The 12650-nt window shown below is 64.2% G+C and carries 12 protein-coding genes and 1 tRNA gene; 1 reads left to right on the top strand and 12 read right to left on the bottom strand.

Translation table 11 applies throughout. From position 1 onward, the window contains the following. Positions 1–116 precede the first annotated feature (116 nt). From J2X20_RS21405 to thrS, 11 genes are all read right to left on the bottom strand, one after another. Entirely contained in the window at positions 117–1457 is a 1341-nt protein-coding gene (locus tag J2X20_RS21405; RefSeq protein ID WP_310269178.1) for a HipA domain-containing protein, read from the bottom strand. Then, positions 1454–1789 carry a helix-turn-helix domain-containing protein gene (locus J2X20_RS21400; protein WP_310269176.1) on the bottom strand — a complete coding sequence of 112 codons (336 nt, stop codon included), beginning with the start codon at positions 1787–1789 and terminating at the stop codon, positions 1454–1456. Before J2X20_RS21400 ends, J2X20_RS21405 begins: the two co-directional genes overlap by 4 nt. A gap of 663 nt (positions 1790–2452) precedes the next feature. Further along, a tRNA-Pro gene (locus tag J2X20_RS21395) sits at positions 2453–2529 on the bottom strand. A 68-nt stretch (positions 2530–2597) separates the two neighbouring features. Next, positions 2598–3122, bottom strand: a complete 525-nt coding sequence (locus J2X20_RS21390) for a MerR family transcriptional regulator (protein ID WP_310269174.1) — start codon at positions 3120–3122, stop codon at positions 2598–2600. A gap of 35 nt (positions 3123–3157) precedes the next feature. Then, positions 3158–3529 (bottom strand): integration host factor subunit alpha, encoded by a 372-nt coding sequence (locus J2X20_RS21385; RefSeq protein ID WP_310269171.1) that lies wholly within the window; start codon positions 3527–3529, stop codon positions 3158–3160. A 23-nt stretch (positions 3530–3552) separates the two neighbouring features. Next, on the bottom strand, positions 3553–5979 hold the full coding sequence (pheT, locus tag J2X20_RS21380) for a phenylalanine--tRNA ligase subunit beta (protein ID WP_310269168.1): 2427 nt from the start codon (positions 5977–5979) through the stop codon (positions 3553–3555). Between the two features lie 13 nt (positions 5980–5992). Continuing rightward, on the bottom strand, positions 5993–7036 hold the full coding sequence (pheS, locus tag J2X20_RS21375) for a phenylalanine--tRNA ligase subunit alpha (RefSeq protein ID WP_310269165.1): 1044 nt from the start codon (positions 7034–7036) through the stop codon (positions 5993–5995). A gap of 87 nt (positions 7037–7123) precedes the next feature. Continuing rightward, on the bottom strand, positions 7124–7480 hold the full coding sequence (gene rplT / locus J2X20_RS21370; RefSeq protein ID WP_025564000.1) for a 50S ribosomal protein L20: 357 nt from the start codon (positions 7478–7480) through the stop codon (positions 7124–7126). Positions 7481–7506: 26 nt separating this feature from the next. Then, positions 7507–7710, bottom strand: coding sequence for a 50S ribosomal protein L35 (rpmI, locus tag J2X20_RS21365; RefSeq protein ID WP_025564002.1), 204 nt, complete (start codon positions 7708–7710; stop codon positions 7507–7509). 119 nt (positions 7711–7829) lie between these two features. Next, positions 7830–8375 carry a translation initiation factor IF-3 gene (gene infC, locus J2X20_RS21360; protein WP_310269999.1) on the bottom strand — a complete coding sequence of 182 codons (546 nt, stop codon included), beginning with the start codon at positions 8373–8375 and terminating at the stop codon, positions 7830–7832. A gap of 68 nt (positions 8376–8443) precedes the next feature. Continuing rightward, positions 8444–10351, bottom strand: a complete 1908-nt coding sequence (gene thrS, locus J2X20_RS21355; protein ID WP_310269151.1) for a threonine--tRNA ligase — start codon at positions 10349–10351, stop codon at positions 8444–8446. Positions 10352–10615: 264 nt separating this feature from the next. Here thrS and J2X20_RS21350 point away from each other — a divergent pair, with 264 nt between their 5' ends. After that, positions 10616–11533: a PEP-CTERM sorting domain-containing protein gene (locus J2X20_RS21350; protein WP_310269148.1), complete on the top strand. Its 918-nt coding sequence runs from the start codon at positions 10616–10618 to the stop codon at positions 11531–11533. Here the strand turns inward: J2X20_RS21350 and J2X20_RS21345 are convergent. Next, entirely contained in the window at positions 11530–12618 is a 1089-nt protein-coding gene (locus J2X20_RS21345; protein WP_310269143.1) for a patatin-like phospholipase family protein, read from the bottom strand. The genes J2X20_RS21350 and J2X20_RS21345 overlap by 4 nt on opposite strands. Positions 12619–12650: the final 32 nt, after the last annotated feature.

Genomic DNA, 12650 nt, shown 5'->3' with positions numbered 1-12650 from the left:
GGCCACTCAGCGGCGACGGCTTTCTTGTGGTCAACCAGGACGCTGGTTCGAGGCGAGGTGGGCACTGGAAGTCATGAGCAGCCGGTGCGGTCTGCTTGATGGACTTCGCTTTCCCCTCAATGAGTCAGGCGGTCGATCATGTCGCGCAGCGTGATGTGGTGGACCACGCGCAATAGCCGACTCTCGATGGCGATGTTTGCGGCTCGGCTGGCCGGCGCTTTCTTTGCAAGCTCCTCGTGCTCGGCCAAGATTTTTTCGAACGTCTTGTCAACGCGGTCCGTCACCTGCATCACGATGCGCTGTGCAATGGTTCTAGGTACGCCGAGAACGTCGGCGGCAGCCAGGACAGCCTCCTGAGTCACGTCGCCGAAGGTCTTGGCTCCGGGCAGGGGGAAGGCCATCGGGACCTGGTTCCATTTGCCGTTCTCATCTGCGAACGCCTTGGTGTGGTAGGCCCCCGTCGACAAGAGGTCATAGTGCGGCGCGAGCTCGATGGCGTCGTGATGCACGTGAAACGACAAGTTCTTCAGATGGCAGTCGTCGTTGCCCACCAAGATGTTGAACACGAGCCATCTGAACAGCTTGGCGCGAGTCTGAATCTTGACGGTGGTGGCTTCGACGATCTGCACGAGCGCTTCAAGCGTGGCGCCTGAGTGCTTGAAGGTCCTTGCCTTGTTTAGCAGCTGGCATGCATCGATGACGTGAAGCCTTCGGACATCAGGAGGTGCTAGGGGATCTGACTTGCCTCGTGGCCACTTGACCTCGCGGTCAAAGCGTTCGATGAGATAGACCGGCTCAGGCACGTACCGCATGGCCACCTTCGGAACCTGTAGCCCTGCAGCATCCGCCAGGCGCATCGTGAAGTACTCGTTGAAGACCGAGGCTGGATACGTCCCCGCTTCAGGATGGTCAGGCTTGAGGATGTAGGTCGAGGGTGTGGCTCCCACGGGCTCGTAGAGGGCGTCCTTCTTGAGCACCACAAGCAGCTTGTGTTGTGCTCCGGCCAAGGACATGCGTTTGGGCGCGCTCTTTGAGAGCGTCTGCTTTGGCAGGGATTGGATCCGGTGGCTGAGCATCTCGTCGGAGAGTTCGATCAGCTCGCTTTTTTCAGGAGGCGCAATGCCATCTGGAAGAAGGGTTAGGGATCCTGCCGACTCCGCGCCAAGGTACTCCAGCAGAGCGAACGCGTCTTCGTAGTCCTTGATGCCTGCTTCCTTGGCGATCGCCTGCCGCAGAAGCTCTTCGGGAAGGAGATTGTCGAAGTACCACTGAACGGGGCGGAGCGTGCCGCCGTCTTCATGGCGCAGGGTGTGACGAGGGAGCGCTGGCGAAAGGTCGAAGCTGCGCTCCATGCCAACCCACTCCGGGGCGTACTCGAAGACCCAGAGGTTGTTTTCTTCGCTGAGGGTCCCGACAAGTGTCCGGTCTACATAGACCAGCAGGCTGCGCACGGTCATCGGTCTTGGTCAAGAAATCGAAGCACGGAGGTCGTCGTCGACTCGTCGGCACCCGAGGTCGACCTTGCTCGATCTCTGGCTTCCTGCTGGGCTTTGTTGAGGGCAGGCAATGCCGACTCTGGCAGATCAACCGTCAATGTGAGCCCCACTTCATTGAGCAGGCGGATGACTGTGCCGAGCTGCACGGTGGGCTTGCCCTTTTCGACGTTGACCGTGGTCTGCTTGCTGACGTCGACCGTGTGAGACAGATCGTCCAGGCGAACCTTGGCGCTCCTGCGCGCTGCGCGGAGCAGGAGTCCCAGATCCTCCGGTGATCGAATCGTGTACTTCATGCAGTGACTACTCCAGTAGTCACTTTAGTTATTTGAATCGTAAAAATCAAGAAAATGCCTACCAGGATAGTCAATTTTTTAAAAAACGCCGATCTGGGTATGAAGTGCCTACTGCAGTAGCCACATCGACTGACTCATCTTAAGAAGAGCAGAAACGCCTACTGTACTAGTCATTTCTCTCAAAATGCGTCGGGGCCTTAAGAGTGACTACTGAATTAGTCATTTTCCTCCAGGAGAGGCGTGCGCTTGACGTGCTTCCGAAGGGTGGTAGACGTTCGCTAGCCACCTGCAGACAACCGTGGCGAAGGCGGACTAAGCAGGACAGCAGGACAGCCAGAAGGCCGCAGAGCGCCTCCTTGTAGCTCTCAACCCACTGCCTAAGGCGCGCTTTTCGTCGGATATCCCAGCTGCCGAATGGTCAAGCCGATGCGCTTGCCCAGCTTGACGTACAGCTGCACGGCTCGAAGCCGGTCCTCGTATGAATACATGAACTACCTCCAGGTAGTCCAAGAAAACGTCCGCATCCCCTGCTCGCGCCCCGGGTCAGGCACTCACAACCTGCAAGCCCGGCGCCGGTGTACCCCTGGAGCCGAAATCAGCCACCAGAAGGACAAACGGCTTAGCTGCCGAAGCTGCTAAGCCGTTGATCTACTTCAATAAAAATGGTCGGGACGGCGGGATTCGAACTCGCGACCCCTTGCACCCCATGCAAGTGCGCTACCAGGCTGCGCTACGCCCCGACTGAGCCAATCAGTATAACCCAGGAATACAAGCCTCCGGCGCTGCGAGGCTGGATTTTCTCGCTTTGTCAGCCGAGAAGCGTGGCTCTGATCGCCAGCAACTCGGCGCGCACCTGCTCCAGGGAGGTGATGTTCTCGATGGCCAGCACGGGCAGCGTAATCGAGGCTTCGGCGGCCTTCAAAGGCTGGGCATGCGAGGCCGCGTGCCGGGCGGTGGGCACATGGGCCAGTTCGACGGCGACGTCGAGTTCGTCATCGCCCTCGAGTTCGCTGTCCAGGGCGTCCATCGCCATGGCGGCTTCGGCTTCGTCGCGGAAATTCTGGGCGCCGGTGGGCGGCAGGCCTTCGCTGAGCTGGTTGCGCGCACCGCTGATGGTGAAGCCCTGGTCATAGAGCAGGTCACGGATGCGGCGGATCAGCAGCACTTCATGGTGCTGGTAGTAGCGGCGGTTGCCGCGCCGCTTCATGGGCTTGAGCTGGGTGAACTCCTGCTCCCAGTAGCGCAGCACATAGGGCTTCACGCCGCACAGCTCACTGACCTCACCAATGGTGAAGTAGCGTTTGGCGGGGATGGCGGGAAGCGCCTTTTCCATTGCAAATCAACAAGTTCGCGAGGGGAAGGCAGACTCTACTCGAAGTCTTCCCCGGCGGGCGCATCCCCTTGCACGACCCCCTTGAGTTTGTGGGAGGCGTGAAAAGTCACGACGTTGCGCGCCTTGATGGGAATGGATTCCCCCGTGCGCGGATTGCGGCCCGGGCGCGGCGCCTTGCGGCGGATGTTGAAGTTGCCGAAGCCCGAGAGCTTGACGTCCTGGCCCTTGACCAGGCTGTCGTGCAGGATGTCGAAGAAGGCTTCGACCATGTCCTTGGATTCGCGCTTGTTCAGGCCGAGCTTGTCGAACAGCAGTTCGGCCAGCTCGGCCTTGGTCAGCGTCGGCGTTTCCAGGCTGCCGATGAGGACCGCAGCGGCTTCGGATTTCTTGGCGTCGTTCGCGTCCATTCGTCGTGTTCCTGTTGCTGGGGTCAGCCGCGCAGGCGGGCGCCGAGTTGGCTGCTGGTGGCCGCCACGATGGCGGCCACGGCCGCGTCGATGCGCTCATCGGTCAGCGTGGCTTCGTCATCGAGCAGTTCCAGACGCACGGCCAGGGACCGTTCATCGGCCTGCAGATCGGTGTTGGTCCCGGCCGCGGGCTTGAAGACGTCGAAGAGTCGGGCCGAGCGCAGCAGGGCGCCACCGGCGGTCGTGATGGTGGCCATCAGCGCGTCGTGCGGCGTGCTGTCCTTGACCACCAGGGCCAGGTCGCGCTGCACGGCTTGCTGGCGCGGCAGGGGCTGGCCTTGCGGCAGCGTGCGGGTCAGGGCGGCGTCGAGATCCAGCTCGAAGACGACGGGCGCGCTGCCGGTGATCTCATAGCCCTGGCGCCAGCGCGGGTGAAGTTCACCAACGACACCGATGACGGCGCCGTTCAGGCTCACGCGGGCACTGCGGCCTGGGTGCAGGGCGGGGTGCTCGGCCGCTTCAAACGCCAGCGTCTGCGGCGCGAACAGGGCTTCCAGGTCGCCCTTGACGTCGAAGAAGTCGACGGCGCGGTCGCGCTGGCTCCATTGCTGCTGGTCGGCAGGGCCCCAGGCCAAGCCGCCCAGGCGCAGCGGCTGTTCGATGCCGGCCACGGTCAAGGGGCCATTGGCCACGCTGGCGTCGCGCTTGAACACGCGGCCCAGCTCGAACACGCGCACGCGCGTCGCGCGGCGGGCCTGGTTGTGGCGCAGCACCTGCACCAGGCTGCCGATCAGGCTGGTGCGCATGACGGCCAGCGGCGCGGCGATGGGGTTCAGCAGCTTGATGGGATTCGTCTCGCCGGCCAGCTCGCGCTCCCAGCGTTCTTCGACAAAGCTGAAATTGATGGTCTCGAAGTAGTCGCGCGCGGCGACGGCGCGGCGCAGCGCATGCGTGGCCTGGCGGCTCTCCGAACGCGTGCGGCCGACGATGGGGGCCAGCGGCGCCGTGGACGGCAGCGTGGGATAGCCCAACACGCGGATGACTTCCTCGATGAGGTCTTCCTCGATGAGGATGTCGAAGCGCCAGCTCGGCGGAGTCACCGTGATCACGCCGTCAGCACTCGTGAAGGGCAGGCCCAGGCGCGTGAACACGCCTTCGCATTGCGCTTGCGTCAGCGGCATGCCGATGACCTTGGCCGCGCGGGCGACGCGCAGGGCCACGGGCTTGCGCACCGGTATGTTGGGCGCCTGGTCGTCCATCGGGCCGACGCGCGTTTCATCCGTGCCGCAGATGTCGATGATGAGCTGGGTGATGCGCTCGATGTGCTCGACGGTCTGCGACGCATCGACGCCGCGCTCGAAGCGGTGGCCGGCGTCGGTCGAGAAGTTGTAGCGGCGGCCGCGGCCCATGACGGCTTCGGGCCACCAGAAGGCGGCTTCGACATAGACGTTGCGCGTGTCGTCGGACACAGCGGTGTGGTCGCCGCCCATGATGCCGGCGAGGGATTCGACCTCGCGCGCATCCGAAATGACGCCGACCTTGTCGTCGACCGTGATGGTGTTGCCGTTCAAGAGCTTCAACTGCTCGCCGGCCTTGCCCCAGCGCACCACCAGCTCGCCGCTGATCTTGTCGAGGTCGAAGATGTGCGACGGGCGGCCGTACTCGAACATCACGTAGTTCGAGATGTCGACCAGGGCCGTCACCGAGCGCTGACCGCAACGCTCCAAGCGCTGCACCATCCAGTCGGGCGTCCTGGCCTTCGTGTCGATGCCCTTGACGATGCGGCCGGAGAAGCGGCCGCACAGGTCAGTGGCCTCGATGCGCACGGGCAGCTTGTCATCCAGCGTCGGCTTGACGGCCGGGAACTCGGCCTTCAGCAGCGGCGCGCCGGTCAGCGCGGCCACTTCACGCGCGACGCCGAACACGCTCAGGCCATGGCCGAGATTGGGCGTCAGCTTCAGCGTGAACAGCGTGTCGTCGAGCTTGAGGTGCTTGCGGATGTCTTCGCCGATGACGGCATCAGAAGCCAGTTCCAGCAGGCCGCCATGGTCTTCGCTGAGCTTGAGCTCGCGAGCCGAGCACAGCATGCCGAAGCTCTCGACACCGCGCAGCTTGCCGACGCCGATCTTGAAGGGCTTGCCGTCTTCACCGGGCGGCAGCTCGGCGCCGACGGTGGCCAGCGGCACCTTGATGCCGACGCGGGCGTTGGGTGCGCCGCAGACGATCTGCAGCGGCTCGCCGCCAGCGTTGACCTTGCAGACGCGCAGCTTGTCGGCATTGGGGTGCTGCTCGGCTTCGAGGATTTCGGCGACGACGATGCCGTGGAAGGGCGGCGCCACGGGGCGCAGCTCTTCGACTTCCATGCCGGACATGGTCAGCAGCTCGGCGAGCTGCGTGGTGTTGAGCGGCGGATTGCAGAACTCGCGCAGCCAGGACTCGGGGAATTGCATATCGGTCGTCGGATTACTTGAACTGGGCGAGGAAGCGGAGGTCGCCGTCGAAGAAGGCGCGCAGGTCGTTGACGCCATAGCGCAGCATCGCCAGGCGGTCGATGCCGGAGCCGAAGGCGAAGCCGATGTAGCGCTCGGGGTCCAGGCCCATGTTGCGGATCACCTGCGGGTGCACCTGGCCGGAGCCCGACACCTCCAGCCAGCGGCCCTTCAGCGGGCCGCTCTCGAACATGATGTCGATCTCGGCGCTGGGCTCGGTGAAGGGGAAGTAGCTGGGGCGGAAGCGCAGCTGCAGCTGATCGGTCTCGAAGAAGGCGGTGATGAAGTTCAGGTAGACCGCCTTCAGGTCCTTGAACGAGATGTTCTCGCCCACCCACAGGCCTTCGACCTGATGGAACATCGGCGAGTGGGTGGCGTCGCTGTCGACGCGGTAGGTGCGGCCCGGCGCGATGACGCGGATCTCGGGCATGGTGTCCTGCCCGGCATAGCGCTTGGCATGGGCCTGGGCGTAGCGGATCTGCATCGGGCTGGTGTGCGGGCGCAGATTCAGCCAGGCACCGTTCTCGTCCTTCATGTCGACGTAGAACGTGTCCTGCATGGAGCGGGCGGGGTGGTTCTCGGGGTTGTTCAGGGCCGAGAAGCTGTACCAGTCGGTCTCGATCTCGGGGCCGTCGGCGACGTCGAAGCCCATGGAGGCGAAGATGGCCTCGATGCGCTCCATGGCGCGCGTGATGGGGTGCAGGCCACCGGTGCCGCGGCTGCGACCGGGCAGGGTGACGTCCAGGGCCTCGGCCTTGAGCTGCTTCTCGAGTTCGGCGGCGGCCAGGGCGTCGCGGCGGGCGGTCAGGGCGGCTTCGATGGCCACCTTGGTCTGGTTGATCTCGGCGCCGCGGGTCTTCTTTTCCTCGATGCTGAGGGCGCCCAGGCCCTTCATCAGTTCGGTCACGCGACCGGACTTGCCGAGGAAGCGGGCCTTGGCGTTTTCGAGTTCGGCCGGCGTGGGCGCGGCGGCAAAGTCGCCGCGTGCCGCTTCAAGAAGAGCGTCGAGATCAGACATTCGGGAATTCGGAATGAAAAAGGGCCGACCCAGTGGGGCCGGCCCTGAAAGTTTGCGTATCCCGACGTGAGCCGGGATGGGTCGCAATCAGGCGAGCGCGGCCTTCACCTTGGCGAAGATGCTGGCAAAACCAGCCGGGTCGTTCACGGCCAGATCGGCGAGGACCTTGCGGTCGATCTCGATCTGGGCCTTCTTCAGACCCGCCACGAACTTGCTGTAGGACAGACCCAGACCACGCGATGCAGCGTTGATACGGGCAATCCAGAGCTGACGGAAGACGCGCTTCTTGGTGCGGCGGTCACGGTAGGCGTATTGGCCCGCCTTCATCACCGCCTGCTTGGCGATGCGGAAGACGTTCTTACGACGACCGCGGAAGCCCTTGGCCAGAGCCAGGACCTTCTTGTGACGGGCACGAGCGGTGACACCACGTTTGACGCGAGGCATGTGTTTCTCCTTGAGTCTTTAGTGGATTACAGACCAGCAAAGGGCAGCATCTGAGCGATGTGACCCATGTTGGTTTCGTGCACGTTCACAGCGCCGCGCAGGTGACGCTTGTTCTTCGTGGTCTTCTTGGTCAGGATGTGGCGCTTGAACGCCTGACCGCGCTTGACGGTGCCACCCGGACGAACGCGAAAACGCTTTTTCGCGCTGCTCTTGGTCTTCATCTTGGGCATGTGAATGCTCCTTTTAAGTATGTCCCTGGGGCGGTGCCGGAGAGCCCGACACACTTGTTGGCCTCAGGAGACTTGTGAACCGGCGGGCGACCAAACCCACCGGTTGAACTCTGTCGATCTCAGCGCTTTTTCGGCGCCAGGACCATGATCATCTGCCGACCTTCGAGCTTCGGCATGTTCTCGACCACTGCCACATCGGCCAGTTCGTCGCGGATCCGCTCCAGGAGGCGCATGCCGATGTCCTGGTGGGTGATCTCACGGCCCCGGTAGCGCAGCGTCACCTTGCCCTTGTCGCCGTCTTCGGCGATGAAGCGGCGCAGATTGCGCATCTTGATCTGGTAGTCGCCTTCGTCCGTGCCCGGACGGAATTTGACTTCCTTGATTTCGATGATCTTCTGCTTGGCCTTGGCTTCGGCGGCGCGCTTTTGCTCCTGGTACTTGAACTTGCCGTAGTCCATCAGCCGGCAGACCGGCGGATTGGCGGTGGCAGAGATCTCGACCAGGTCCACATCCAGCTCGCCCGCCATGCGCAGGGCTTCCTGGATGCTGACGACGCCGATGGGTTCATTCTCGGGGCCGTTCAGGCGGACTTCGGGAGCCATGATTTCGCGGTTCAACCGGTGCTTGCGCTCCGGAATCGCACGACGGTCAGCAAACGTAGCGATGGTGTAGACCTTTCAGCGGGCCCCAGGCGATGGGGCCCCAACAAAAACAAATCGCGCCCGGGTGGCTGTCAGACCTTGTTGGTGATGTCTGCGGAGATCCTATCGAGGAAGTCCTGCAGGGGCATCACGCCGAGGTCTTGGTTGCCACGGGCGCGGACCGCAACGCTGCCATTCGCCTTTTCCTTGTCACCCACGACAAGGATGTACGGCAGCTTTTGCATGGAATGCTGGCGGATTTTATAGGTGATCTTCTCGTTGCGCAAATCGGCTGAGGCCCTAAGCCCTTGTTTTTGCAGCGATTTCACAATTTCAGACACGTAATCGGCCTGAGAGTCCGTGATGTTGGCCACCACGACCTGCGTCGGGGCCAGCCAGACGGGCAGGGCGCCGGCGTGCTGCTCGATCAGGATGCCGATGAAACGCTCCAGGCTGCCGACGATGGCGCGGTGCAGCATGACTGGGTTTTTATGCAGCCCATCCTCGTCGACGAATTCCGCGCCCAGGCGACCCGGCATCGAGAAATCGACCTGCATCGTGCCGCACTGCCACTGGCGGCCCAGGGCGTCCTTCAGCGTGTACTCGATCTTGGGGCCGTAGAAGGCGCCATCGCCCGGGGCGATGATGAAGTCCACGCCGGAGGCGCGCAGGCTTTCCATCAGCGCGTGCTCGGCCTTGTCCCAGACCTCGTCGGAGCCGATGCGGGCGTCCGGGCGCGTCGCAACCTTGTAGATGATGTCCGTGAAACCGAAGTCCTGGTAGACCTTCTGCAGCAGGGCCGTGTAGGCGACGCACTCGGGCAGGATCTGGTCTTCCGTACAGAAGATGTGGCCGTCGTCCTGCGTGAAGCCGCGCACGCGCATGATGCCGTGCAGGCCGCCCGTGGGCTCGTTGCGGTGGCACTGGCCGAACTCGCCGAAGCGCAGCGGCAGGTCGCGGTAGCTCTTGACGCCGTGCTTGAAGATCAGGATGTGGCCGGGGCAGTTCATCGGCTTGAGCGCGTAGTCGCGCTTTTCCGATTCCGTCGTGAACATGTTGTCGCGGTACTTGTCCCAGTGGCCCGTGGCCTCCCACAGCGTCTTGTCCAGCAGCTGCGGGCCCTTGACCTCCTGGTAGCCGTTGTCACGGTAGACGCGGCGCATGTACTGCTCCACCTCCTGCCAGATCGTCCAGCCCTTGGGGTGCCAGAAGACCACGCCGGGGGCGTGCTCGTCGATGTGGAACAGGTCCAGTTCCTTGCCGAGCTTGCGGTGGTCGCGCTTCTCGGCCTCCTCCAGCATCGTCAGGTACTTCTGCAGGTCGTCCTTGGTCGCCCAGGCCGTGCCGTAGACGCGCTGCAGCATCTCGTTGCGGTGGTCGCCGCGCCAGTAGGCGCCGGCCACCTTCATCAGCTTGAAGTGCTTGAGCTTGCCCGTGGACGGCACGTGGGGGCCGCGGCAGAGGTCCTCGAACTTGCCCTCGGCATACAGCGACACGTCCTGGTCGGCCGGGATGCTGCCGATGATCTCGGCCTTGTAGGCCTCGCCCATGGCCTTGAAGTGGGCCACGGCCTCGTCGCGTGGCAGCACGCGTCGCACGACCTTCTCGTCCTTCTTGGCCAGCTCCGTCATCTTGGCTTCGATGGCGGCGAGGTCCTCAGGCGTGAAGGGGCGCTTGTAGGAGAAGTCGTAATAGAAGCCGTTCTCGATGACCGGACCGATGGTGACCTGGGCGTCGGGGTAGAGCTCCTTGACGGCATAGGCCAGCAGGTGGGCCGTCGAGTGGCGGATCATGTCCAGGCCGTCTTCGTCCTTGTCCGTCACGATGGACAGCTGGACGTCGTGGTCGATGACGTGGGACAGGTCGACGACCTTGCCGTCGACCTTGCCGCCAAGGGCGGCCTTGGCGAGGCCGGCACCGATGCTTGCGGCGACATCACCGACCGACAGCGGGGCCGGGAATTCACGGCGCGAGCCGTCGGGGAGTTGAATCGAGATCATGGGTGTGCTCCGAGAGCGACAAACAAAAAAGCGCGGCCACTTGCCGCGCTTGATTGGTGAAGTCCGAAAAGGACTGGCGTGACGAGCCGCGGCCGACTAGGTACCGGTGAAGGTGGTCGTAGTTCGCGGTGTCATAACCAGGGTGCCTTTCTCGCTCTTGTGAGGGGAGGGAAGGGGAATTCTACCTGCCCCTAGCTTGCAGTCTTCTACCGAAGGAGGGGGAGGCGTAGCCTGCGCCGCACTGTCACGAGCCGGAGTCCCGCCATGCGCCTTGCCGCCATTGCCCTTTGTGCCCTGTTGTCGGCCAGCGTTCAAGCCGCGCCGCGCCAGTTGGACGTCGTGCCGCCGGGCGGCTTCCTGAATGTCTGCGCCTCCCCCATTGGCGGGGGTGGTGGCTTCTGGGCTGGGGACGACATCAGCAGCCAGTTCGCCGGCGGCGTTTGCAAGACGCACTACTTCACCAGCGGTACGGTGTCGGACAGCGCCAGCTCCAGTGGTGTCCAGATCAGCAACAGCTCCGCGGGCGCCGCCCGCATGGGCTGGGTGCAGATGAGCGCCGAGAACCACTCGCCCGCGGAGACCTGGTTCGCCCATGGCGGCGTCACGGGCGGCTATTCCGACAGCCTGTCGGTGAACGCGGCCGGCCATGCGGGCGAATCCGGCTATCTGCTGTTGCGTGTTGCCGTGGTCGGCACGATGTGGGCCACGGCAGAGGCGGGGGGAACGGGATTCATGGTCGTGCCCTATATCAACCACCAGATGCTCAGCGCGGCCAATGCGGGCTATGACGACGGCAGCTCCAACCATCTGTGGAGCACGGACCGCCAGGTCGGCGCCTGGGGCGTGGGCTCGGCGCCGGACTCCAGTCTGGCCATCAACGAGGTCATCATCTTCAGTCTGCCCGTCGTCGTCGGCAAGAGCATGGACGTGGGAATCTATACCAACGTGGATGCCGGCCAGCGCAGCTCCGGGGGCTTTCCGGGCTGGATGGCCAACGCCGGTTCGAGTTTCACCAGCTATCTCGACGGCGCCAGCCTGATGCTGGGCGGCCAGAACGTGCCGGGCTTCAGCATCAGTTCAGCCTCGGGCCTGAACTGGGCGGTGTCGGCTGTTCCCGAGCCCAGTGCCTGGCTGTTGATGCTGGCCGGCCTGGGCGTGGTGATGCTGCGTCGGCGCGCTTAGAGCGGCAGGGCCTGCAGCGAGGCGCGCTGCACCAGCGCGGCGAACTCATCAGCCAGGCGCTGGCTTTCACTCACGGCGATGCGCCAGCGGCGGCGGCGCTCGCCGGCCTCCAGGACCATGAAGTCATTGCGGTCCGGCAGCTTGGCGCCGGGCAACTGGGCGATGAATTCCGGTGACGGGCAGAGCAGCACGACGTTGTCGAGAAACTCGGTCGAGCGGTGGCGGTGCTTGAGGGCCTTGTCCAGCCAGCCGGGCACGACCTGGCGCTGGAAATGCGGATACAGCACCAGCGGCGACTGAGCCTGCTGCAGCGCCCGGTAGTCCAGATGCAGGTGGTAGTCGGTGATGCCGCCATCCCAGTAGGCGCCGCGCGGCGCGCCGGGCAGGTCGTGCTGGGCCTGCAGCCAGAAGGGGATGGAGCAACTGGCCAGCAAGGCGCCGCGCAAGTTGGCGCGCGACAGATGCACCTCGCGGCTGGTGAAGTCGCTGAGCTTCAGCGGCAGGCGGTCGCGTGGGTCCGAGAAGACGACACGCTCCAGGAAGCGGCCCAGCAGCGGCCGCGATACGGCATTGGCCGCGAAGGCACCCAGATAGCCCAGCGGCGTGCGCAGCTTGCCTTCGCGCGCCAGCAGGCCAGCGCGGCCGCGTGAGGTGACGACGTGCAGGCGCAGCCGCGGATGGGCCAGCACCTCAGATTCGCGGCCCTGGAAGATCTCACCCAGGATTTCGCCGAAGCGCTTGCTGACGCCTTCGGGCCGCGGCCGCTTCTCGCCCGGCAGCACGTCGTACTCCTGGGTCACATAGGCCTCGGCCATGGTGTTGAAGGCGTCGGCCACGTCGCGGTGGGCGAGGGCGGCCGTGGCCATGCGCCAGGCGCCGATGCTGGCGCCGACGAGGTGCACGGTCTGGCGGCTTTGCGGCAGCCAGTCGCCGAAGACGAAGCGATCCAGGCCGTTGAGGATCAACCCCTTGGGGCCACCGGCGGCGGCCGGCATCAGGCCGACGTCCTCGGCGCGCAGGCCGCGCTCGGCCAGGCGCGCCCGGGCGGCCGGGCCGGCAAAGATTTGAAGTGCCGCGGAAGTCATTGCCGCAGAAGATAGCCGAGACCGGCCGTGCA

Origin of the sequence: Roseateles saccharophilus (assembly GCF_031458095.1) — a bacterium.
In the GTDB taxonomy this organism is placed as follows: Bacteria; Pseudomonadota; Gammaproteobacteria; order Burkholderiales; family Burkholderiaceae_C; genus Pelomonas; species Pelomonas saccharophila_A.
This window is presented reverse-complemented; position numbering and strand designations above follow the sequence as displayed.

Bases quoted from the DNA above. Each gene is read 5' to 3' on its own strand.
- rplT (WP_025564000.1), bottom strand. From the start codon at position 7,480: ATGCCTCGCGTCAAACGTGGTGTCACCGCTCGTGCCCGTCACAAGAAG.
- pheT (WP_310269168.1), bottom strand. From the start codon at position 5,979: ATGCAATTCCCCGAGTCCTGGCTGCGCGAGTTCTGCAATCCGCCGCTC.
- J2X20_RS21385 (WP_310269171.1), bottom strand. From the start codon at position 3,529: ATGGACGCGAACGACGCCAAGAAATCCGAAGCCGCTGCGGTCCTCATC.
- thrS (WP_310269151.1), bottom strand. From the start codon at position 10,351: ATGATCTCGATTCAACTCCCCGACGGCTCGCGCCGTGAATTCCCGGCC.
- J2X20_RS21400 (WP_310269176.1), bottom strand. From the start codon at position 1,789: ATGAAGTACACGATTCGATCACCGGAGGATCTGGGACTCCTGCTCCGC.
- rpmI (WP_025564002.1), bottom strand. From the start codon at position 7,710: ATGCCCAAGATGAAGACCAAGAGCAGCGCGAAAAAGCGTTTTCGCGTT.
- J2X20_RS21390 (WP_310269174.1), bottom strand. From the start codon at position 3,122: ATGGAAAAGGCGCTTCCCGCCATCCCCGCCAAACGCTACTTCACCATT.
- J2X20_RS21350 (WP_310269148.1), top strand. From the start codon at position 10,616: ATGCGCCTTGCCGCCATTGCCCTTTGTGCCCTGTTGTCGGCCAGCGTT.
- pheS (WP_310269165.1), bottom strand. From the start codon at position 7,036: ATGTCTGATCTCGACGCTCTTCTTGAAGCGGCACGCGGCGACTTTGCC.
- J2X20_RS21345 (WP_310269143.1), bottom strand. From the start codon at position 12,618: ATGACTTCCGCGGCACTTCAAATCTTTGCCGGCCCGGCCGCCCGGGCG.
- J2X20_RS21405 (WP_310269178.1), bottom strand. From the start codon at position 1,457: ATGACCGTGCGCAGCCTGCTGGTCTATGTAGACCGGACACTTGTCGGG.